Source organism: Paenibacillus melissococcoides (assembly GCA_944800085.1).
GTDB lineage: Bacteria > Bacillota > Bacilli > Paenibacillales > Paenibacillaceae > Paenibacillus_B > Paenibacillus_B melissococcoides.
Map to the genome: position 1 here is coordinate 150835 of CALYLO010000001.1, position 22624 is coordinate 173458.

A 22624-nucleotide genomic window follows, 5' to 3' on the forward strand; every position below is an offset into this window, starting at 1 on the left:
TCCTTGCATTTTATTTCGAGTTAGAGTCCAGAAATCCTTGTAAAACCTTTGAAAAATGATTGTTCAGCAAGCCCTAATTAGAAAAAACTTAGAGCAGCGTGAGATTCCAAAGAAAACGATTGATGATTTAAGCGAAGGTGAGCTCGTACTTTTCAGGGATTCTGATAATGATATTATCCGGGAAATTGCGGATGTAGCGTTAAAGAAGAACGGACTTTTCTTCCACCGGAAAAGGGCCTCCATTTGGCGGGATGCCCTGTTAAAAAAATATGAGGAGTTAGATCTTGATATAAGTAAGCTTTATCGACATCTGCACATGCACGGATGTAAGCGCCATAAAGCTACTATTCGGAATTGGTTGTTCAATGAAAGTATTATTGGTCCGGGAAATAACTCTGATCTTGCGGTTATTGCAAGAGCGACTGAGGATGGACATTTCACGTCAAATCTCCAATTTATTGAAGAGTCCATATCGCAGTTAAGGAGTGCACACTTACAGGCGGCAACTTATTTGCAGAAAAGTATGCTGAATGAGGTGAAAGATAGAATAGACAAGAATAGTCTGACCACAGAAAAAAATATTGAATTTACTTTAGAAGGACTTGGTCAAGTATTTATTCTTGAAGTGGAAGAAATAAGCAGAGAGTGGCTGAATATCGGTATTAGTTGGACGAATAGGCTTCTTAAACAGGAGGAAACCATATGGCGAGGATGATTCCCCCTTATATATCTAATGATGTAAAAAGTAACGGAGAACGGCAAGTTTTTGATTTGTTTAAACAAGATCCTAAGACACGTGATTGGACGATTCTTCATTCGTTGGCTCTGACACAGCATGCAAAAAGATTGTATGGAGAAATTGACTTCTTGGTACTTGCTCCACGAGTCGGGGTTTTCTGCCTTGAAGTAAAGTCAGGAAGTGTTACGAGGAGAAATGGTATATGGAATTTTACCAATAGATATGGACAAACATCTCAAAAGACCAGAGGGCCTTTTGAGCAGGCCCAAGAAGGAATGTTCAGCTTACTTTCTGCGATTAAAAAAAAGTTTGGTTCAACGAGTCGTCTGGGAAAACTTTTATACGGATACGGGGTAATGTTTCCGCATATTCGTTTTCAGGCGGAGGGGGCGGATCAAGAGAATTGGCTGATATATGACCGAGATTCTAGGCGGTTACCCATCAGCGAATTTATACAACAATTATCAACAAAAACGGCAAAAAAGATGCAAGGGCAAGCTTGGTTTGATCCAGTGCAGTCACTTCCTACAATGAAGGATATTAATCAACTTGTTAACTTTCTAAGAGGGGACTTTGAAAGAGTAATTACCCCCGTTCAGCTACTTGAAGACATTGAAGTACAGATTACAAAATATACTGAGGAACAATTTCATTGTCTCGATCAATTACAAGACAATCCACGCTGTCTGTTTCTTGGAGCAGCTGGGACAGGAAAGACAATGATTGCAATGGAATCGGTTCGCAGAAGCCTTTTTGAAAAGAAGAGGGTATTACTTATTTGTTTCAATACCTTGCTTGGAGAGTGGTTATCTGAACAACTTGCGGGTTCCGACAATGATAATTTGTTGAAAGTAACATCATTTCATCGATTCATGGAGAAAATAGCTGTTTCCTCGCCTGAATATGAGCTGAACAGTAAAAATAAAACGGAAGAGTATTTTAAGTATGATCTTCCTTTAATGGTTTTAGAGATGATTGACAGAGGTGTAGTCGAGCCATTTGATAAAATTGTAATTGATGAAGGCCAGGATCTCATCAGATCGGAATATCTCGATATTTTTGATGGGTTGCTAAAAGGTGGGCTGTCAGGTGGAGAATGGGAAATATATTGTGATTTTGAAAGACAGGCAATTTATTCTGAGTTTTCAGCCGATGAAATGAAGCAGATAATTGACTCTAGAGCATCTGCTGTTAAGTTTCGATTAACAGTAAATTGCAGAAATACCAAGATGATTGGAGAGCAAACTTCAATTCTTTCTGGATTTGATAAACCACCGTTTTTACCCGGCAACATAGATGGTCTGCCTGTGGAGTATTTTTTCTGCAATGATGCTTATGAAGAAACAACAAAGGTGGAAGGTATTCTCAGACAGCTGAAATTGAAAAAAATTCCGGATCGTCATATTACTATTTTATCTCCATATAAGTTTCAAAACTCCTGTATTTCTGTGATAAATAAATCAGCCTTCGATATATTAGATCTTACAAATCTCCAAGGAAGGAAAAGTTCTCGGGAGTCTATTACCTTTTCAACCATACAGGGGTTTAAAGGTCTAGAAAATCATTATATCATTCTTACTGGCATTAGCCGCCTGAATGATGATGAGTTTAGATCTCTTTTATATGTGGGAATGTCACGTGCTAAATCGGGATTGTATATGATGTTGGATAAAAGAACAGAGTCGGATTATAGAAGATTGATCCAAAGGAGTATTGCAATATGAGAGATACTATAATCGATTTTTTGAGAAAAGAGCTTATTGGCCCTGATCCTGTTGCACAACATATTCAGGCAAACGGTGAAGAGATTCTGATAGGTGAGCCGCCGCGATTAAGGTATGGGGCCGGGATACTTTTTCCAATGGAAAGTACACATGATCAAAGGGATGCAAACGATCTGAAAGAAGAGCAAATTCTAAATGATTTGACAGTCACTTTGGATAGTAGTGACCAACGGGATATTGAGATTGAAGGAGAACAAACAAACGTTAGCGGTTTGGATGAAAGCCAAGATTCTACTGATGATACAATAAACCTTGCGAATTCCAGAATGCCTTCTGCAATGGGGTATAGTTGTTTTTTGCGATTTCCGGAAAATGGGCTACTTATTGATGTGTCAGCAGGTAGATACAAGCAAGGAGATTATACAGTTCAGGATAATGAAGGAAATTCATATGTAAAAAAAGCATACTACAGGGAATCACTGAATATGTCGGTTCATATTACACATCAGGAACTGTCTAACGGGCAGGTTGAAATTCCGTTATTGAAAGAGGGAATCCCGACAGGATTAAATTTATATATAAAAAATCGTACTTCCAAGCATAACTGGATCGAAGATGTAGAACTTTTTACCTTTACATTAATTAATAGGCTACCTTCAAACGGTCGTATAGAAAATGAAAGTTGCTTCTTCCAGTGTGAGTTTTCAGTCAGAAGTAAAGATGGAACAGCATGTTTTCTGCCCTATCCTGAAAGAAGTTCGGTCTCTTATGCAGATGATGAAAAATCCATGCGTTTATTATATAGAAATCATAAAACATATGCAGTAGGTCACGGATGTGCTCCTTCGTGGAAGGAGTTGGAAGATACGACTTTGAAACGGGCATATTTCATCAAAGCTGAGACTATGCCTGTATATGAACTAAAACCGATCGTCCCGTTGTCCATTTCTGATGTTGACCTGAGCATGTATTCTATGAGTGATTACACCCAATCTGGATCTGTTACCGAAGCATTAAGTACCCTTTGTGATAGATACAGTCAATGGATTAATGAGCAGAAAGAAATTGCTGAAAGAGAACTAAACAACGAATTGAAGGAGATTGCTGAGGGACACATTGAAGTTTGTAAGAGATGTCTTGACCGCATGCGTAATGGCATTAAGTTGATTGAACAAAATACTAATGTAAAGAAAGCATTTATGCTAATGAACCGAGCAATGCTTATGCAACAGTTAAGGTACGGATTGAGACTTCGGGAATGGAAAGATGGCGGAAATGGTACAGCTTTTCTGGAAACGATTACTTATCCTGATCTTCACAACCGTGAGACTTGGCCGGACTGGCCAGAACCAAAGTATGGGAACTGGAGACCATTTCAAATTGCCTTTATTTTAATGAATTTAAAGTCAATATTCACCCCAGAGGATGACGAGAGAAATATAGTAGATATTATCTGGTTTCCAACCGGGGGCGGAAAAACTGAAGCTTACCTTGGCTTGACAGCTTTTACTATATTTTTGAAACGATTGAAGAACAAAGACGATAACGGAACAACGGTTTTAATGCGATATACCTTAAGATTGTTGACTGCGCAACAATATCAAAGAGCGGCATCCTTAATTTGTGCATGTGAAATGATCCGTAAAGAGAATGAGACTGAATTGGGCGATAGCAGGATAACTATTGGATTGTGGGTTGGGGAAAGTTTGACACCAAACAAACGGGCAGAAGCTATAAAAGCTTTCAATCAGTTAAATAATAGTAATCGAAAAGAGGAAGAAAACCCTTTTGTCATTTTGAAATGCCCATGGTGTGGTGCACAAATGGGGCCTATAAAGACAGGGAAAATCACTGTGATCAGAGGATACAAAAAAAAACCATCACCGTCAACCGTGAAGTTTCAATGCCATAATCATGAATGTGATTTTTCTAAAAACAACTTTGAGCTGCCACTGCAAATAATAGATGAGGATATTTATGACGCTCCGCCAACTTTACTTATTGGTACTGTTGACAAGTTTGCAATGCTTCCGTGGAAGCCGGAGGCGAGGACATTATTCGGATATAGGGACAAGGTGTCAGGAGGAAGGGTATCTCCACCAGAACTGATTATACAGGACGAATTACATCTGATTTCTGGTCCATTAGGATCTATGGTCGGGCTTTATGAAACATTTATATCCGAACTTTTTAGAAACCCAGAAACTGGGATTCGCGCAAAAATTATTGCTTCAACAGCAACTATCAGTAGGGCAAGAGAGCAGGCACATGCTCTTTATAATTGTGGAAAAGACAATGTATTTCAGTTTCCGCCGCAGTGTATAGATGCAGGAGAATCATTTTTTGCCTGTGAAGATAAAGAATCTGCGGGTAGAATTTACGTAGGGGTACATGCGACTGCTTTACCGTCACACGCAACCACACAAATCAGAGTTATTTCATCATTGCTGCAGGGAGTACGGTCAGCACCCGTATCAGATGAAAAAGAACGAAACCCATACTGGAGCATCGTCAATTATTTTAACAGTCTGAGGGAACTCGGTCATGCAGCCACCCTGATTAGAGCAGATATTCGTGAATATCTGAATGCTGTTTGGGATCGTAAAGGAATAAGGAAAAATGGAGAGCAAGACCCGAGACGTTTTATAAATCGGGCTATTGAATTGACCAGCAGGATACCTAACAATGAGATTCCACAGTCTTTGCAGGCTCTTGAGATTAATTATCCTACTGCTGAGAGACATCCGTATCCGGTTGACATTTGTCTTGCAACAAATATGATATCCGTTGGATTGGATGTTCCAAGGCTTGGCTTAATGACTGTTATCGGACAACCTAAAACAACTTCTGAATATATTCAGGCAACAAGCCGGGTGGGACGTTCAAAAAATGCTCCTGGACTTGTGTTCGTAATTTACAATACGACAAAACCCAGAGACCGTTCTCATTTTGAACATTTTTACTCTTTTCATTCAACAATATACAGCCAGGTAGAACCAACAAGTGTGACTCCATTCTCAGCACCTGTTCGGGAAAGAGCTCTACATGCTCTTCTGATTGGATTTGTAAGATATTTCGGGGATAGTAGAAATATAAAATATCCTCAGCCTTTTCCGGATGATGATTTGTTGGATAGAATAAGAAATATTATCGTTGAGCGTGTATCGAACATTGACGTGGATGAATTAATCCACACAGAAAAGTTACTAAATGAAAGAATTGACGAGTGGTCAAGATATTTGCCACCGAAGTATGGAGACTTTGCTCCGCCAACGTCAGAGTTACCGTTAATGTATCCTGCAGGAACTACGCCGCTCGAGGACTGGGATGAAAAATCATGGCCGACTCCAACGTCAATGAGAAATGTGGACTCAAACTGTGAGGTTCAGGTTATCAAAGAGTATCTACACAATGGGGGAAATTGATTATGCAAAAAAGAACGATCCGGCGAACGCAGCTCATTTCACCATGGGGAGTCGGGCAAATGGTTAATTTCCCCAGAGACGAATCACTAATGGTTTGCGGACTTGATGCTTGGGAGAGAGTATACAAAAGCGCCAATGATGGGTTTGATGAATTTATTATCAGAGAGGAACGACTGGAAAAACGGCTTGGGGTGAGCCATTTCAGACTTCCGCCAGAATACAGGCAACCAGGAGCAGGGGTTAAAAACCCAAATCTGAAAATTCCCTGTGTCAGATTTCCAAGATGGCACTATTGTCCTAGATGCGGATCCATGGAAAAGTTGTCTTTGTTTGGTTCTCAGCAAAAGTGCAAAGGGCCTACATATGCGGACGGTATGTCGTGTCACAGTTTGTCAGAAAGGAAACGTCCATATTTGATACCAGTTCGTTTCATAACGATCTGTGAATTAGGCCATATTGAGGATTTTCCATTCATGGAGTGGGTTCATACAGAAAGAGAACACGATTCGTATTGTAGGCTCAGACTTCGCGCAGGAAGAAGTAATAGCAGCTTGTCAGGTATTATGATTCATTGCAGTTGCACAGCAAAGCGTTCTTTGTTTGGTGCTTTTAATGAAGGCTCCCTTTCGAAAATTAAAGTATGTGGTGGTCAACGACCGTGGTTGGGTGAAGGAGAAAAGGAATCCAAAGAATGTGGAGGAGATCTCCGAGTCGTCCAAAAAGGCGCATCTAATGTTTATTTTCCTGATATTAAAAGTTCAATTTATTTGCCACAATGGGAGCAATCAGTGGATAGAAAACTTATAGAAATTCTAGAACGACATTGGGATTACTTAACTAATCATCGTGTGGACGGGCATTTGAATAGGGATTTATTTGAGTTTCTAGCTGCTCAACAAAAAGTGGATTATCTAAAATTGATAACCGCGGCAGAAAAAAAGCTGAAAAAGAATTCCGTAACTACTTTTAAAATAGAAGTTTCAGATTCTGAGGAGATCTATCGTAAGTTAGAATACGATGCTATATTGTCCGGAGCGGGAGGTGATAATCAGGATTTTTCAGTATCGAATAGAAACAGTAGCGAGTATGGGAAAATTATAAATAAGTACTTTAGAAGTATATCTCTTCTTCACAAACTAAGGGAAACCAGAGCCATGGTGGGGTTTTCGAGATGGAAACCGGAAGACGGGAGACCATTGACAGAAAAAAGAGAAGCGCTGAGGCTAAAGGAGGATATTGATTGGCTTCCAGCGGTTGTGGTGAGAGGAGAAGGAATCTTTTTTGAGTTTGATTCATTATTGCTGAATTCTTGGTTGGAAAAGAAAAACGTTCAGGTAAGGGCTCAAAAGCTAGCTAGTAATTATAGTGCTGCCCGGAGGAAAAATGGTTGGGATGAGGAAGTGATTACCCCTAAATTTATCCTCCTTCACACGTTTGCACATATTCTTATCAATCAGTTTAGTTTTGAGTGTGGATATGGCAGTTCTGCGTTACGTGAACGTATTTATTGTGATACTGAATATCCTGAAAATCCGATGCACGGGGTGCTAATCTATACAGCTTCCGGGGATTCTGAAGGTTCACTCGGAGGGTTGGTGCGACAGGGGCTGCCTGGAAACCTCGAAAACATAGTTGTTTCTGCTTTGCATAATGCTAAATGGTGTTCCTCTGATCCCGTATGCATGGAAAGTCTTGGGCAAGGACCTGATTCCTGCAATTTAGCGGCATGCCATAGTTGTGCCCTATTGCCCGAGACATCTTGTGAGGAGTCAAACAAAAAACTGGATAGAGCTTTATTGACTGGAACACATCAAGATGTTGGTATTGGTTATTTTTCGGGATTCGAGGAGCTTTAAGACTAGAGAACAATCAGTTCTGTTAGAAGCTTTATTATTAATGCTCGGTACTAAAAAGATTGGAGCGTAAGCTGTATATATGAGAATTGTAGACCCAAGTGCGAAAAAGAAATTAACCTCTCAGTTAAAGAAAGCTCGGGAAAACAGCCCTGAGGAACTAGTGAGGTTTATAAAAACTAAATACTTGGAAGAGGGTATTCATTTTCACCGACTTTTTATGCATTCAGGTTTTATTTATGGAATGGAGACGCATGAAATTAACTCTATTATTAATGAACTAAAAAGAGAACAAGTGAATATTAGGGAGGATTTACTATTCCTTGAATATTTATTGCGTAGGAAAGGTTACTATGATACTGAAATAAGGAAGCTAATAAAGACTAACAATAGAAGAATATCGTTGGAAAAACTTTTTGAATATTTGAGCGTAGTACATCAAACCAATTTATTGGACGGAAAAACTTGGGATGGAGTTTCTTATCCTTCGGATATTCTTCAATCACAATTTGAGCATATACTAGATTGCTTTTCTGAAATTATTGAGGTAATAAAAAAATATAACATTCCCTCATCAGAACCAAAACTCGATAAACTTGATATGGAGATTTGCCGAAAACTGTATAAGTTAATTGTACAGAAAGGCGCCATTAAGGAACATATATATTCCATAATGACTGAAACGTATCATGTCAGACGAGTACAAAACTATAAATACAATGATACTGTTATTGATTTTGTTTTTATTAAAACTCATAGCTTACCTTTTTGGAAACGTTTTGAGTTATACAGGGATTTGAACTTTTCACAGTTTATTAATCAGCTCAATAAAACAGAGGAGTTTGAGATAATTGAGAAAAGTGAGTTTATCAAATCATTTTCACAGGAAAAAGTGGTTATAGACGGATCTAAAGGTATTGACTTCTTTGTCTGTAAAAGTATCTATAGCGCTTCAAAATTGCTTAACCCAATATATGGGGAATTACATAACACAACATTTATGTACAATGATAAAGAGTATATTATTAATGATTTACTCGAACTGTACATGGGACTATTGAAAATTTCGTTTCAACAGTCTCTTAAATTGGAGAATGCAGAGAAAAATATATTACTAAAGTGTGGAGAGAAAAGTTTGCAAAGAAGAATGGGGATATCCCCCAAAATGCGTGATTTATTGTCATTATTTAGCACTGACTTGGACAATGAACAGGAATCGGCATTCCAAGTCAGTTATAAACCATTAATAAGAAAGGGAAATGTTTATTATATTATACCTTCATTTTTCGAACATGTTTCAATTGAAAAGTGTCTAGATAGAATTTTATCAAACGATGTTAAATTAAATACCATCCAGTCGAATGAAAAGGGCTACTTCTTTGAGAAACAAGTCGCAGATTTTTTTCATCAGAAAAAAATAAAATTTTCCAAAGTTTCAAGAGCTGAAGGTGACGGTATACCTGAAATTGACGGATTATTTGTTTTGGAAGATCATGTTTTTTTATTTGAAGCAAAAGCTACTGTTAAACCTGAGACAATTATTGAAGCTTATAATAACTTGCAAGGGAAAGTAAGGGAGGGGTTTGAACAGATAAAGGAGCGAATGGAAGCATTAAAGGATGCCAAAAAGAGGAGTTTAATAGAAGAAAATACAGGAATTAACATAGAAAATAAGAAAATTTCACCGTTTATTCTCATGAATCACTTCTACTTTAATGGTTATCAGGGGCTTTTGTATGACAGAAATGGGATAGCTACTCACGTGCCCATCATAGATTTCTTTACGCTAAAGAATATACTAACTTATAAAAAGATTCCTATGTGGAAATATACCGAAAAAAATTGTTATAAACACGTTTCAGTTGAGTATAAGACAGCAGATGATCTCTATCATTATATGCTCAATCAAATGAATGGTTTATTAAAAGAGGAAGAACCGGAGTTTCAAATAACTGACGATTATATTGTCTCTCAAATATGGAAGCCTAGTAAAATTTGTTCTGATAAGTATGAATATTAAATAGGGCTTGCTGAACAATCATTTTTCAAAGGTTTTACAAGGATTTCTGGACTCTAACTCGAAATAAAATGCAAGGAGAATGCGAATTTCTTGCAAAAAATCGTGCACGTGGAGTGAGCCGACATGTATCGTAGAACCGAAAGCCAGCTTCAGTTGTTCGAAGATTTCTACTTGCCGTTTGGCGGTAAATTAAATAAGGAGAACCGTTGGGTTCAACTGGCCGCTATCATCCCGTGGTGGCGGGCAGAAGAACTCTACGCGAAGTCGTTCAAGAAATCAATGCGCGGTCAGATCCCTTTGTCTGTTCGTATGGCTTTGGGAGCGCTGTACATTCAGGAACGTATGCAGCTCGATGATCGAGAGACGGTCCAGCAGATCGCCGAAAATCCGTACTACCAGTACTTCCTTGGGCTGCCGGCGTTCCAAGATAAGCCTCCGTTCCATCACTCGCTGTTGACCCATTTCCGCAAGCGATTGGGTGCGGATGTCATTGAACGAATCAACGATTGGATTTTGGAAGAGGACGCAGAGCGAAAGAAGCAGGAACAAAACAAGAGCGATCCTCAAGATCCTCCAGGCAGCGGCCATGGCTCTGATGGAACATCCGTTAATGAAGACGGCAAAAGCAAAGAGAAACCATGCAACAAAGGCACCTTGATGCTCGACGCGACCTGCGCACCGGCCGACATCTCGTATCCGACCGATTTGAAATTATTGAACGAGGCGCGGGAAAAACTCGAAGCGATCATCGATGTTCTGCACGAGCCTTTCGTCGGGAAGGCCAAGAAACCGAGAACGTATCGTCAAACCGCCCGCAAACGCTACCTCGAGATCGCCAAGAAACGGCGAACGGGTGCCAAAGCCATCCGGAAAGCGGTTGGCAAACAGCTTCGTTATGTTTCGCGTAATCTTCGCATCATCGAAATGCTGGCAGCGAAAAGCAGCTTGAATCAACTGGGTTCGCAGCAGTATCGGCAATTGCTCGTCATTTCCGAGCTGTATCGTCAACAGCAAGAGATGTACGACAAACGGACACACTCGGTGGAAGATCGAATCGTCAGTCTTTCCCAACCGCATGTACGGCCGATTGTCCGCGGGAAAGTGAATGCTCCCGTCGAGTTTGGAGCAAAGCTGGCGATCAGTCTGGTGGACGGTTACGCTCGAATGGAGAAGCTGTCCTGGGATAACTTCAACGAAAGCATGACACTGAAAGCTTCCGTGGAGTCGTTCGTCCAGCGATATGGGTGTTATCCGGAAGCCATTCTAGCCGACCAAATCTACCGAAATCGGGAGAACCTTCGCTATTGTAAGGAGCACGGCATCCGTTTGAGTGGTCCAAACTTAGGGCGTCCGAAGAAAGAAGCGGAACCCGATCGGAACCAGGCCAGACAGGATGCTTCAATGCGTAACGCAATCGAAGGAAAATTCGGAGAAGGCAAACGCTCCTACGGACTGGGGCGTATTCGAGCACGCCTTCGAGAGACAAGCGAAACGGTCATTGCCCTGCAACTGCTTGTTATGAATCTCGAACGCAAGCTGCGCGTTCTCTTTTTGCCGATTTTCAGACTGCTGCTGAATCTGTGCCGTCAGCCTCTGTGGGCCTAAAAGGCAATATGTTCAGCAAGCCCTAAATAAGTACTGATTCTAGTGAGATAATAATTGGAATTCCAAATAATCTGTAAAGCAAGTGACCTACTAGCTCTCAGTTTGATTGGATATAATGTTGGATTTGTCCAATTCTTTGTTGGGGAAATTTGTAGTAAGGTTGTCATGCTTTACTGTATAATTATATAGTCAAAGTTAGCTTACATATCTCCATGTTCCAATGGGAGGGGTAATATTGAATTACATAGATCTGTTCGCTGGAGCAGGAGGGCTCTCTGAGGGATTTATCCGGAATGGATTTTTGCCACTGGCTCATGTTGAGTCTAATCAGCACGCGTCCCAAACCTTGAGAACCAGAACGGCGTATCATTTTCTTGAAAAAAATATGTTAAAAAATATATATTCTCAATATATTTCAGGGAGATGTTCAATTAATGATTTGTTTTCCAATATTCCAAGTGAATTACTTGACTCTGTTATAAATGTAGAAATTTCAGATTCCACTATTGACTCTATATTTTTTGAAATTGAAACAATGATGTATAAAAAAGGTGTTGCTAATGTTGATGTGATTGTTGGCGGACCACCTTGCCAAGCCTATTCATTAGTGGGACGAGCGAGGGATCCGTATAAAAAAGAACATGATCCACGGAACTATTTATATAAACAATATGTAAAATTTTTAAAGAAGTTTGACCCCAAATTATTTGTTTTTGAGAACGTTCCTGGGATTTTAACAGCTGCAAAGGGAAAGTTATTCGAAGATGTAAAAAACTACATGAATGAGGCTGGTTACGAAATAGAAGCCCAAGTCTTGGATGCTTCTTCATTTGGTGTTTTACAGCAAAGAAAACGAGTTATTTTGATTGGGTGGAGAAAAGGGCTCGCTCTCCACTACCCTGTTTTTAACATAATCAATCATACATATAAAGTAAGAGATGTTTTATCTGACTTACCAAGTTTAGAACCGGGGCAAAGGCTGGATGTTGGTAATTATATAACAAAACCTACAAACTATCTTGAAAAATATAGAATTCGAACCGAAGAAGATATTCTTACTCAGCACATTTGCCGAATCCATAATCAGAGAGACAGAGAAATATACAAAATAGCGATTGAGCTCTGGGATACTGAGAAAAAACGTTTAAGATATGATGAACTTCCAGAAAAATTGCGAACACATAAAAATCTTACTTCTTTTCTAGATCGTTTTAAAGTAGTAAGTGCGGATCAGGCATATACTCATACTGTTGTCGCTCACATTGCAAAAGATGGACATTACTATATTCATCCAGATATTAATCAAATTCGTTCAATTTCAGTTAGAGAAGCAGCCAGGATACAATCTTTTCCAGATAACTTCTTTTTTGAAGGTCCACGGACTGCGAAATTTATTCAAATAGGTAATGCGGTTCCTCCTGTCATGGCAGAATCTATAGCTTCTGGTATAAAAAAAATGCTACAAAAATTGGAGGTTACAGTTTAAACTATGTCTTTTTGATATCGGGGAAAAGTAAAAGAAATATACAATTGAGGTTCCTATAATGCTTGGATTCTCAAGTCACACCTCACCGTTCCTACCGGAACGGTTTTTTCGCGCTCCGCAACAGTTGTATACGGAAGTAAACACCGGTATATAGCCCGCGGCTGAAAGCGCTACCTATAATGGAGATAGAAAGAAGACAAATCACAATGCCATTCAAAATGGGAGGGTCAGACGTGAAGAGAGTGCGGAAATTCGGATTGATTCTTACGCTCATCTTGAGTCTCGTGGTAACGGCCTGCAGCAGCCAGCCGGCGGAATCGGAGCAGCCGGCAGACAAGCCGGCGGATACGCCTGCAGGTTCGGAAGATACCGTTTTGGAAATATCGACGGTGCGTGCGCAAGACCCGTATTTGAAGTTTGACGAAGGGGAAAATTTCGACAAGAACGCCGTGTATGATGCATACGAGAAAGACGTTGGCGTCCGCATTAAGAACCAGTGGGTTGTGGATGGCGTCGTGAACGGCCCTCAATTCCAGGAGAAGCTGAAGATGGCGATCGCCACCAATGATATTCCTGATTTCTTCCCGGCGACTCCGGCACAGGTGCAGCAGTTGATCGAGGCGGATATGATTCAAGACTTGACCAGCGTGTACGATCAATATGCGACTGACGAGACGAAGGAGTTCATGCTGAAGGACGGCGGCCTGCAGATGAAGTCGGGCACGTTCGACGGCAAGCTGATGGCCATCCCGCAGACGGGCAACCCGTTTGCGCCGCAGCTCCTGTGGGTGCGTTCCGATTGGCTGAAGAAGCTGAACCTGCCGGAGCCGAAGACGATGCAGGATCTGATGACGATTATGGAAGCCTTCGCGACGAAGGAGCCGGGCGGCACGGGGAAAGCCTACGGCCTGGCGCTGAACAAAAAGTTTGATGAAGGCGCGCTCGGGCTGGTCGGCTTCCTGAATGGATATCATGCTTATTTCAATCAATGGATTGAAGACGGCCAAGGCGGCTTGGTGAACAGTGACATTCAGCCGGAGATGAAGGAAGCGCTGCGCGCGCTTCAGGAGATGTTCAAGAAAGGCCTGATCGACCCGGAATTCGTGGTCAAGGATATGCAGAAAGCGTCCGAACTGATTTTCAGCGAGAAAATTGGCGTGCTGTACGGCGCGGAGTGGACGCCGGCCCATCTGGCCCAGGCTGCCGTGAAGGACGGCAAGGTGGTCCAGGAATGGTGCGTCTACCGTCTGCCTTCCATTGACGGCACGGAAGCGTCCACGCAGATCGAGCTGGGAACGGAGAGCTACTATGTCGTATCCAAGAACGCCAAGCATCCGGAAGCGCTGATCAAGCTGCTGAACCAATGGATCGCGGTTGACAATCATCCGACGCCAGAGCAGAAGGTGTATGAATACGGCAAGGATCTGAAGGAAGAAGGCAATAACTACTGGCTGCTTAACCCTGTGATGGCATTCAACCTGATGAGCGATAACGGGGAAGTGCTGCCGAAGGCGATTGAGACGAAGGATGAGAGCCTGCCGAAGACGAAGGACCAAAAAACGCGCTTTGAACGGGCGATGAAATACGTGAATGGCGAAGATATCAGCATGTGGTGGGAATACCTTATCTCCGGACCGAACGGGGCGGTATCGAACATCCCTTACTTGAAGGAGCACAATCTGTTCCATCAGAACAAGTTCTGGGGCGCGCCGACACCGACGATGGTGGAGAAGCGGGAGATTTTGAACCGCAAACGCGATGAAATCTTCATGAAGATTATTATGAACCAGGTCTCTATCGATGAATTCGACAAGTTTGTCGCTGACTGGAAGAAGCTGGGCGGAGATGAGATTACGAAGGAAGTCAACGAATGGTATGCAAAAAATAAGTAATCGGTAGTGACCGGCAGTCGTGAACTAAGAACTTCAATTCAGTATGACCAAGTGACCAAGCTAACGTGCTGTGCGGGGAATCGGAATGCTTCGATTCCCCCCTTTTTCTAATTACTCCAAGCAGGTGATGCATAATGAATCAATGGTCTCGTATGTGGAAGCGAGAATGGCCGCTGCATATCATGCTCCTTCCCGGGCTCATCTTCGTCATCATATTCAGCTACATTCCGATGGCCGGCATATTGATGGCATTTCAAAAGTATATCCCGACCAAGGGGCTGTTCGGCTCTCCGTTCGTCGGGTGGAAGAACTTCCAGTTCCTTCTCGAGTATCCGGACATCGGACGGATCGTATTCAACACCTTGTACATTGCAACGATGAAAATTATCGCGGGTCTTGTCGTCCCGATTACGATCGCGATATTGCTGAATGAGCTGCGCAAGGAATGGGTCAAGCGGGCATTCCAGACAATGGTCTATCTCCCCCACTTCTTATCGTGGGTGCTCCTGAGCGGCATTGTCATTGACGTCCTGTCTCCATCTACAGGCATATTGAATCAAGTGCTGGGGCTGTTCGGCGTGAAGCCGACCTTTTTCCTCGGAGACAATAGCTGGTTCCCTTACGTCATGGTCATTACGGATGTGTGGAAGGAGTTCGGCTTCGGCACCATCATCTACCTGGCCGCGCTCACCAACATTAATCCGGCGCTGTATGAAGCCGCGGAGATTGACGGCGCGGGCCGCTGGAAGCAGACCTTGTACGTCACCTTGCCGGGGATGATGCCGATTATCGTGCTGATGCTGACGCTCAATATCGGCAACGTGCTCAATGCGGGCTTCGATCAGATCTTCAACCTGTACAGTCCGCAGGTCTATGAGAGCGGGGATATCATCGATACCTTTGTCTATCGGATGGGTATCGAGCAGGCGCAGTACGGATTCGCCACGGCGGTCGGATTGCTGAAATCGGTCGTTTCGTTTATTTTGATTTCCGTATCCTATGTCATGGCCTACCGCTTCGCCAATTATCGCATTTTCTAGCAAAGGAGAACGGTCATACTTATGAAAAAGTCATTCGGCAGACGACTGTTTCTGGGCTGCAACTTCGTATTTCTGGCGGTGCTGTCGCTTCTGTGTCTCATGCCTATCATTCATATCCTCGCGATTTCATTCAGCTCGGGCAATGCGGCCTCCGCGGGCAAAGTGCTGCTCTGGCCGGTCGAGTTCACGCCGGCGGCGTATCATAACGTATTCGGCAAGCCGGAATATTTGTGCGCCTTCTGGATTACGATTCAGCGTGTCGTATTGGGCACCTCGCTCAGCATTTTTTTGACGATTTTAACGGCCTATCCGTTATCGAAGGAAACAAGTCAATTCCGGATGCGTACCCTTTATGTATGGGTATTCGTCTTTACGATTCTGTTCAACGGCGGCTTGATTCCGTGGTATATGACGGTCAAGGCGGTCGGGCTCATCGATACGATCTGGGCCTTGGTGCTGCCGGGCGCGATTCAAGTATTCAACATCATTTTGCTGCTTAATTTCTACCGCAATCTGCCGAAGGAATTGGAGGAGTCGTCGAAGATTGACGGGGCGGGCCATTTTACGACCTTGTGGAAAATTTATGCGCCGCTCTCTCTGCCGGCGCTCGCCACGACGGGCCTGTTCACCATCGTCTGGCATTGGAATAGCTGGTTCGACGGAATGATCCTGATGAACCATCCGGACAAATATCCGCTGCAGACCTTTTTGCAGTCGATTATTATCAAGATGGATCTTCGCTTCCTGAAGTCCCAGGACATCGAGCTGATGCAGAAGCTGTCCGACCGGACGAGCAAAGCCGCGCAAATCTTTGTCGCCGCTTTTCCTATCCTGGCGATCTATCCGTTCCTGCAGCGGTTCTTCATTAAAGGAATTGTGATGGGGAGTGTCAAAGAATAATAGTTCAACCCGAACAACTCACTCCTGGGGGAACGCGTCATGAAGCTATTATTCCGATTGAAGGATTCCTCGATTTTTATGAAAATGATGGGCGTGTTCCTGATTGTGCTGCTCCCCCTCATGATGATTACGTGGTTCATCAATGAGCGGGGAGCGGACAGCATTCAGACGGAAATCTCGCATTCGACCTTGAAAACGACCAGCTTCTACCTCGATTCGCTGGATAAGGAGGTTCAGCGCATCGTGCAGTATTTGCCGAACTATGTGATGGACAATGATCTGATGGAACTGGCGGCGCTCGGCACCGATCTGACGTATTATGAGCGCGCGCACAGCATCACGCTCATTCAGAAGCGGCTCGACCTGATGAAGAACTCGAGCCCGTTCATTCGCGAAGCGAAGGCGTATGTGCCCAAGCTCGGGCGCACGCTGCTCAGCGTGCAGTACGAGACGGGGATGAGCCAGGAGGAATATGCCGCAATGCAGCATAGCGGGCCGTTCTACGACGACCCGTTCATCTACTGGAACGATCGCCTTTTTCTGACGATGCAGTATCCAACCAATACGTTCAAGGATCCGCTCTATGTCGTTGGCGTAGAACTGTCTACGCGCAAGATCATGGAAGCATTGGAACAAATTACCGGTTCATTGGGCGGCGAGAGCATGCTGATGAACATGGAGCGGGGCTGGGTGATTCGCAGCAATGATCACTCCAAGCTTGAGGAGCTGGCGCTTACCGAGTTCGTACGCGAGAAGCAGCTTGCGGGAAGGAAGCAAGGCTATGAGATGGTCGATTTCGGAAGCGAACGCTATCTTACCGTATTCAAGTACTCGGACGTATGGAAATCCTATTCCGTCACCTGCATCCCGGAATCCGCCGTCCTGGGGCCGATTCAGACGTATAAACAGTGGTTCTTGTGGGCGTGCGGTCTTGCGGTTGTCGTGGGAACGTTTTTTTCGTATTCGCTGATGAAGCTGATGTACCGCCCGTTGATGAGATTGATTCATGGCTTCAAGCGGGTGCAGAAGCTGGAGCTGGTGCCGGTTCCGATAGAACGCAGACGCGACGAATTCGGTTATCTGTACCAGGCCTTCAACGATACCGTTCATTCGCTCAAGACGCTGATCGAGCAAAATTATGAACAGCAGATACGCAACCAGCGATCCGAGCTAAAGCGGCTGCAATCGCAGATTAATCCGCATTTTCTGTACAATTGCTTCTTCGTGCTGTGCCGGCTCATCAAGTCCGAGCATAAGGAGAAGGCCTATCAATTCTGTCTCTACATCGGCGAATATTTTCAATTTATTACCCGGGACGATGAGGATGTCATTCCGCTGGAGATGGAAGTAAAGCATTCGCGGACTTACGTGGAGATGCAGACAATCTGTTGCGGCGATCGCATCCGGGTCCGCTTCGATGTCGAGACGCCGCCGCTGCGGGTTCCCCGGCTGGTGCTGCAGCCGATTATCGAGAATGCCTACAAGCATGGCCTCGGCGGCATGGCGGGACCGGGCGAGCTGCGGGTGCACAGCGAGGTGCGGGCCGACGGGATTGCCATTTGCGTGGAAGACAACAGCAACAATCTGGATGATGACAGACTGGAGCAATTGCGCGCCCGGTTAGCGCATTCGGCTGACCGCATGGAGGAGACGACGGGGCTTATCAACGTGCACCGGCGGATACAGCTTCACTATGGCGCGGAATACGGGCTGGAAGTGTCGCGCTCTGCGCTTGGCGGACTCAAAGTACTTATACATCTTGGCGTAGAATAAAGGAGGAATCGGCAATGCGTCGACTGCTCATCGTAGACGATCTGCCCATCATTGTTGACGGGCTGCTGGACTTGTTCCAGACCACGAAGCATCTGGAGCTGGAAGTTATGAAAGCGTATTCAGGCGAAGAGGCGCTTCAGATCATGCGCAGCCATCGGGTGGATATCGTCATATCCGACATCAAAATGCCGGGACTGGAAGGCATCGAGCTGCTGCAGATCATTCAGACGGATTGGCCGTCCTGCAAAGTCATTTTCCTTACGGGCTACAATGATTTCCATTATATCCGGAGCGCCATGGCGTATGGCGGCTTCGATTATATATTGAAGGTCGAGAGCGACGACAAAATCATCAGCTCGGTCGAGCGCGCGATGGCGAAGCTGGACGAAGAAGGGGATCAGCTCCGGATGCTGGAGCGGGCCAATGAACGGGCGCGCCAGGCGCTGCCGCTGCTGCAGAAGGAGTATATATGGGAGCTGCTGCAGGGCAAGCAGGAGGCAGCGGCCGAGCGGGCGCTCCACCTGCGGGAGCTGGGCATTCCGCTGCAGGCGGAACGGCCGATACTTCTGCTGCTGGGGCGGGTGGACACGTGGAAGGAATCGTTCACGCCGCTGGACAAGGCGCTGCTGCTGTACGCCGTGCAGAACATTGCCGAAGAGTACGCGGCGCCGCAGATGCAATGCTACTCCTGCGTCTGCGATAATTCCCGCATCGTATGGCTGCTGCAGCCCCGGGAGACAGGTCCCTCCGAGGCTGGGGCGTGGCAGAAGGGGTATTCGCATATCAGCGCCATGCTGGAGAACATTCAGCAGACATGCCAGCGCTTGCTGCGCGTATCGGTCTCCTTCGCCCTGAGCAGCGAGCCGACGAATTGGGCCATGATCTCGGAACGCTTCCATATGCTGAAATATTGCTTCGTCTACGGGCTGGGCCTGTCTCCCGCCGTGACTGTCACGGACTCGGATCTGCTCAAGCTGCAGGAAGGCGAAGAAGAGGCGAGCGACTACTGCCACCATACCCGGCTGCAGCTGCTCCTGCAATGTCTGGAGAACAATCACCGGGAAGAGTTCAATAATCTGTATCTTCACCTGACCACGGTCTGGACGGATGACTCGCATGCCTACGGCCGCAAAATGGAGCTGTATCATTCCCTCGCCTCCATTTTCCTGTCGTGCATGGATCAGAACGAGCCGTTCCGCCAGGAGGTGCACGCGAAGCTGGACGCGACGCTTCTGTACCAGAAGGATGAAGCCGTGTCCTGGCCGGACGTGAAGCAGTATTTCTGGAATCTGGGCGACTGCTTCTTCACGCGCCAGGCTGCCCAAGGAGGGCAGGTGCCCGCCGATCTGGTCAAGAAGGTGCACCGCTTTATCGAGGAGCATCTGTCTCATGATATTTCGCTTATCGCTATCGCGGATCATGTCGGGCTCAATCCGTCTTACTTCTCGCGCCTGTATAAGCAGTTGACGGGAATCGGCTTGTCCGACTACATCAACGAATACCGCAATTTGAAGGCGAAGGAATGGCTGTTGAACAGCCCGAGGAAGGTCAATGAGATCGCGGCGGCGCTGGGCTACAATTCAGCGTTGGCGTTTATCCGCTTTTTCAAGAAGCAGAATCAGGCGACTCCGCAGGAATATCGGCTTCAGCGGCAGGCCAGGGAAGTCAAGAAGAGTATATGAATGTATGGAAAAGTCTCTTTCGGCTCCTCGTCCGGTGACGTACGATCAGGGCACAGCAATCACCATGACGAGGAGGAACCCTTGTGAAGACAGTAACTGCCGTATTGCTTGGAGCCGGCAGCAGGGGATGTTATATCTATGGTCCCTATGCGGAGAAGCATCCGGATGAATTGAAAATCGTGGCGGTCGCGGAGCCGAATGAGGAGCGGCGGCAGCGCATAGCGGAGATTCACGGCATTGCGCCGGAGTATGTATATCATTCATGGGAGCAGGCCTTCGAGAAGGGACGCATCGCGGATGTCATGATTATTAGCACGCTGGATCGGCTGCACTATGTGCAAGCGATGAAGGCGCTTGAATTGGGCTATCATATCCTGCTGGAGAAGCCGATGTCGCCCGTGGCCGAAGAGTGCATCCGCATCGAGCAGGCCGCCCTCGCTCACCGCCGGGTGCTGACGGTCAGCCATGTGCTGCGGTATTCGCCGTTCTGGTCCGGCATCAAGCGCTGCATCGAGGCGGGAGAGGTCGGCACGATCGCGACGATCCAGCATTCGGAATATGTCGGGTACCGCCATATGACGCACAGCTACGTGCGGGGCAATTGGCGGAACTCAGACGAATCGAGTCCGATGGTTCTCGCCAAATCATGCCATGATCTCGACATTATTTCCTGGCTCATGGATGAGCCGTGCGTCAGCGTCAGCTCCTACGGATCGCTGCTGCATTTCCGGGAGGAGCATGCCCCGGCAGGCTCCGCCGCCCGCTGCACAGACGGCTGCCAAGTGGAACGCAGCTGTCCTTTCTCGGCGCTTAAGCTGTACAACCAGCCGCCGGAGCACCCATGGGCGCGCTATATTACATCTGATCTGTCGCCCGAAGGCATCATGACCGCATTGAAGGAAGGACCGTTCGGACGCTGCGTCTACCGCTGCGATAACAATGTGGCCGATCACCAGATCGTCAACATGGAATTCGCGAACGGGGCCAATGCCAACTTCACGCTGTCGGCCTTCGCGGAGCAAGAAATCCGGAGCGTTCGCATCATGGGCACGAAGGGCGAGATTATCGGCAATATGGAGGATGGAACGTATACGCTGAAGCGATTCGCGACCGGCGAGCGGGTGGAGTTCCATTGCGGCGTCTCCGGCGAGGGCCATGGCGGCGGGGACGAGCGGATGGTCGCCGATTTCCTGCATCTGGTGCGCGAGCATCAGGAGGAAGCGGCGGCGTCGGCCTTGACCTCGGCGACAGCTTCCTTGCAGAGCCACTTAATCGCCTTTGCCGCGGAGGAATTCCGTCTCCAGGGAGGCATGCCCGTCAAGCTGGCGGATATGATCAACCGGGTAATGGTGGAAGCCCGCGTGTAGATATACGACGGGCTTCAGCCCAAGGGCGGCTTCTATGATGAAAAACATAGGCAGATAGATAGAAAGCCGGGGTCCGAGGCCCGGCTTCTGCATGTATATGTTGCTTCGGGATGTCTTCTACTCCCTCAGCAGTTAAATCCTGCGTAAATGCAGCAATTTACGATATTATATCTACTGTTTGATGGTTTTCCTGCAAAAGTACATCATTTTTAGTAATTTCTGCTTTCGATCTAGTGTATAGGCTGAAAATGGTGCAGTTTTGCAGGAATTCCTGTAGCGGGGTAAACGTCATAGAGGAAAACTGCATTTTTACAGTTTTTCCGGCAAGTTGAGCTGTGAGAAGCAGGGGCAGGACTGTCTCGCTCAGCTACAGGGACAGCCCCAGTTCCCGGGGCAAAAATGAAATCCCGATTCTATTTTGTCTCGGCTTGCAGCGTTCGCACGAACAAGAGAAGATTCCGTCCCGTCTCATCGTCCAACCTGGACGGATTCTTTTTCAACAGAGCTTGAAGCTCGGACAAGGCCGGGCTATCTGGCGTTGTACGTTGAACCGTCTGCCCAGGAGAGAAGGCCGATGCCGTTTTTGCCGCTGTTATCCCCTCTTGTTCCTCCTTCAGGTACGTCCCGATCCAATGCTTGTTGTCCGGGATGCGGTGGACGAACTTCATCAATATGCCGAACCAGTCGCCGTCGTTGACAATAGCTTCATTCATCTCTGATGTCCATCCGGATCAAATCGCTTCATCAGATCGCCAATGTTGATTTTTAATCGTCAGGCCCTCCGGAGATCGCCAATGTTGATATAATCGTCAGGCGCTCCGGCCGGCTTGGCGGGCATAGGCACCGGCTCCGCAGGGTGGTGCACAATCGCATCCTCCGCCAGCTTCCGTCCGGCCGGACTGATCTCAACCGTATCATAATTCGCGCCAACAGGACTTCCCGCTTCCAACTGTATAGCGCGTCCGGTGTGTCCCTCTGGCTTGCTCATGTTGTACAGGTTCGGGGGAAGCAGCGGGCCGTTGTTGATTTTTATCGCTTCGTCTCCTTCTCCTTAAAGATTAAGTAGGGTTGTATACTATCGAGTTGCTAGATTCAGGATGTTATTTACTATATCGGCC

General features: G+C 45.8%; 15 protein-coding genes. 13 read left to right on the plus strand and 2 right to left on the minus strand.

Annotated features, from left to right (window positions below; all coding sequences use genetic code 11):
- Positions 1-55: 55 nt before the first annotated feature.
- The 13 genes from OCY70_RS00705 (at position 56) to OCY70_RS00765 (ending at position 21506) form a co-directional block, all read left to right on the plus strand.
- A complete protein-coding gene (locus OCY70_RS00705; RefSeq protein WP_213430990.1) occupies positions 56-715 on the plus strand; it encodes a DrmE family protein in 660 nt (219 codons plus the stop codon).
- Positions 703-2463: a nuclease-related domain-containing DEAD/DEAH box helicase gene (locus tag OCY70_RS00710; protein WP_213430991.1), complete on the plus strand. Its 1761-nt coding sequence runs from the start codon at positions 703-705 to the stop codon at positions 2461-2463. The genes OCY70_RS00705 and OCY70_RS00710 overlap by 13 nt, the downstream gene beginning before the upstream one ends.
- Positions 2460-5888, plus strand: a complete 3429-nt coding sequence (locus OCY70_RS00715) for a helicase-related protein (RefSeq protein WP_261944493.1) — start codon at positions 2460-2462, stop codon at positions 5886-5888. The genes OCY70_RS00710 and OCY70_RS00715 overlap by 4 nt, the downstream gene beginning before the upstream one ends.
- A 2-nt stretch (positions 5889-5890) precedes the next feature.
- A complete protein-coding gene (drmB, locus tag OCY70_RS00720; RefSeq protein WP_213430993.1) occupies positions 5891-7744 on the plus strand; it encodes a DUF1998 domain-containing protein in 1854 nt (617 codons plus the stop codon).
- 79 nt (positions 7745-7823) lie between these two features.
- Positions 7824-9761 (plus strand): hypothetical protein, encoded by a 1938-nt coding sequence (locus OCY70_RS00725; protein WP_213430994.1) that lies wholly within the window; start codon positions 7824-7826, stop codon positions 9759-9761.
- 123 nt (positions 9762-9884) lie between these two features.
- Entirely contained in the window at positions 9885-11366 is a 1482-nt protein-coding gene (locus tag OCY70_RS00730) for an IS5 family transposase (protein ID WP_261944494.1), read from the plus strand.
- Positions 11367-11601: 235 nt separating this feature from the next.
- Positions 11602-12852, plus strand: coding sequence for a DNA cytosine methyltransferase (locus OCY70_RS00735; protein ID WP_213429066.1), 1251 nt, complete (start codon positions 11602-11604; stop codon positions 12850-12852).
- A gap of 233 nt (positions 12853-13085) precedes the next feature.
- Positions 13086-14744, plus strand: coding sequence for an extracellular solute-binding protein (locus OCY70_RS00740; protein WP_213429065.1), 1659 nt, complete (start codon positions 13086-13088; stop codon positions 14742-14744).
- 134 nt (positions 14745-14878) lie between these two features.
- Positions 14879-15784 carry an ABC transporter permease gene (locus tag OCY70_RS00745; protein WP_213429064.1) on the plus strand — a complete coding sequence of 302 codons (906 nt, stop codon included), beginning with the start codon at positions 14879-14881 and terminating at the stop codon, positions 15782-15784.
- A gap of 21 nt (positions 15785-15805) precedes the next feature.
- Complete coding sequence (locus OCY70_RS00750) at positions 15806-16684, plus strand: carbohydrate ABC transporter permease (RefSeq protein ID WP_213429063.1); 879 nt, start codon at positions 15806-15808, stop codon at positions 16682-16684.
- Positions 16685-16723: 39 nt separating this feature from the next.
- Entirely contained in the window at positions 16724-18457 is a 1734-nt protein-coding gene (locus tag OCY70_RS00755) for a sensor histidine kinase (protein WP_261944495.1), read from the plus strand.
- 14 nt (positions 18458-18471) lie between these two features.
- On the plus strand, positions 18472-20139 hold the full coding sequence (locus tag OCY70_RS00760; RefSeq protein ID WP_213429061.1) for a response regulator: 1668 nt from the start codon (positions 18472-18474) through the stop codon (positions 20137-20139).
- A gap of 83 nt (positions 20140-20222) precedes the next feature.
- Positions 20223-21506, plus strand: a complete 1284-nt coding sequence (locus tag OCY70_RS00765; protein WP_213429060.1) for a Gfo/Idh/MocA family protein — start codon at positions 20223-20225, stop codon at positions 21504-21506.
- Positions 21507-21919: 413 nt separating this feature from the next.
- Here OCY70_RS00765 and OCY70_RS00770 read toward each other — a convergent pair whose 3' ends face one another.
- Entirely contained in the window at positions 21920-22219 is a 300-nt protein-coding gene (locus OCY70_RS00770; protein WP_213429059.1) for a hypothetical protein, read from the minus strand.
- Between the two features lie 59 nt (positions 22220-22278).
- Positions 22279-22494 (minus strand): hypothetical protein, encoded by a 216-nt coding sequence (locus OCY70_RS00775; RefSeq protein ID WP_213429058.1) that lies wholly within the window; start codon positions 22492-22494, stop codon positions 22279-22281.
- Positions 22495-22624: the final 130 nt, after the last annotated feature.

Bases quoted from the DNA above. Each gene is read 5' to 3' on its own strand.
- OCY70_RS00755 (WP_261944495.1), top strand. From the start codon at position 16,724: ATGAAGCTATTATTCCGATTGAAGGATTCCTCGATTTTTATGAAAATG.
- OCY70_RS00725 (WP_213430994.1), top strand. From the start codon at position 7,824: ATGAGAATTGTAGACCCAAGTGCGAAAAAGAAATTAACCTCTCAGTTA.
- OCY70_RS00770 (WP_213429059.1), bottom strand. From the start codon at position 22,219: ATGAATGAAGCTATTGTCAACGACGGCGACTGGTTCGGCATATTGATG.
- OCY70_RS00750 (WP_213429063.1), top strand. From the start codon at position 15,806: ATGAAAAAGTCATTCGGCAGACGACTGTTTCTGGGCTGCAACTTCGTA.
- OCY70_RS00760 (WP_213429061.1), top strand. From the start codon at position 18,472: ATGCGTCGACTGCTCATCGTAGACGATCTGCCCATCATTGTTGACGGG.
- OCY70_RS00745 (WP_213429064.1), top strand. From the start codon at position 14,879: ATGAATCAATGGTCTCGTATGTGGAAGCGAGAATGGCCGCTGCATATC.
- OCY70_RS00705 (WP_213430990.1), top strand. From the start codon at position 56: ATGATTGTTCAGCAAGCCCTAATTAGAAAAAACTTAGAGCAGCGTGAG.
- OCY70_RS00715 (WP_261944493.1), top strand. From the start codon at position 2,460: ATGAGAGATACTATAATCGATTTTTTGAGAAAAGAGCTTATTGGCCCT.
- OCY70_RS00710 (WP_213430991.1), top strand. From the start codon at position 703: ATGGCGAGGATGATTCCCCCTTATATATCTAATGATGTAAAAAGTAAC.
- drmB (WP_213430993.1), top strand. From the start codon at position 5,891: ATGCAAAAAAGAACGATCCGGCGAACGCAGCTCATTTCACCATGGGGA.
- OCY70_RS00775 (WP_213429058.1), bottom strand. From the start codon at position 22,494: ATGAGCAAGCCAGAGGGACACACCGGACGCGCTATACAGTTGGAAGCG.
- OCY70_RS00730 (WP_261944494.1), top strand. From the start codon at position 9,885: ATGTATCGTAGAACCGAAAGCCAGCTTCAGTTGTTCGAAGATTTCTAC.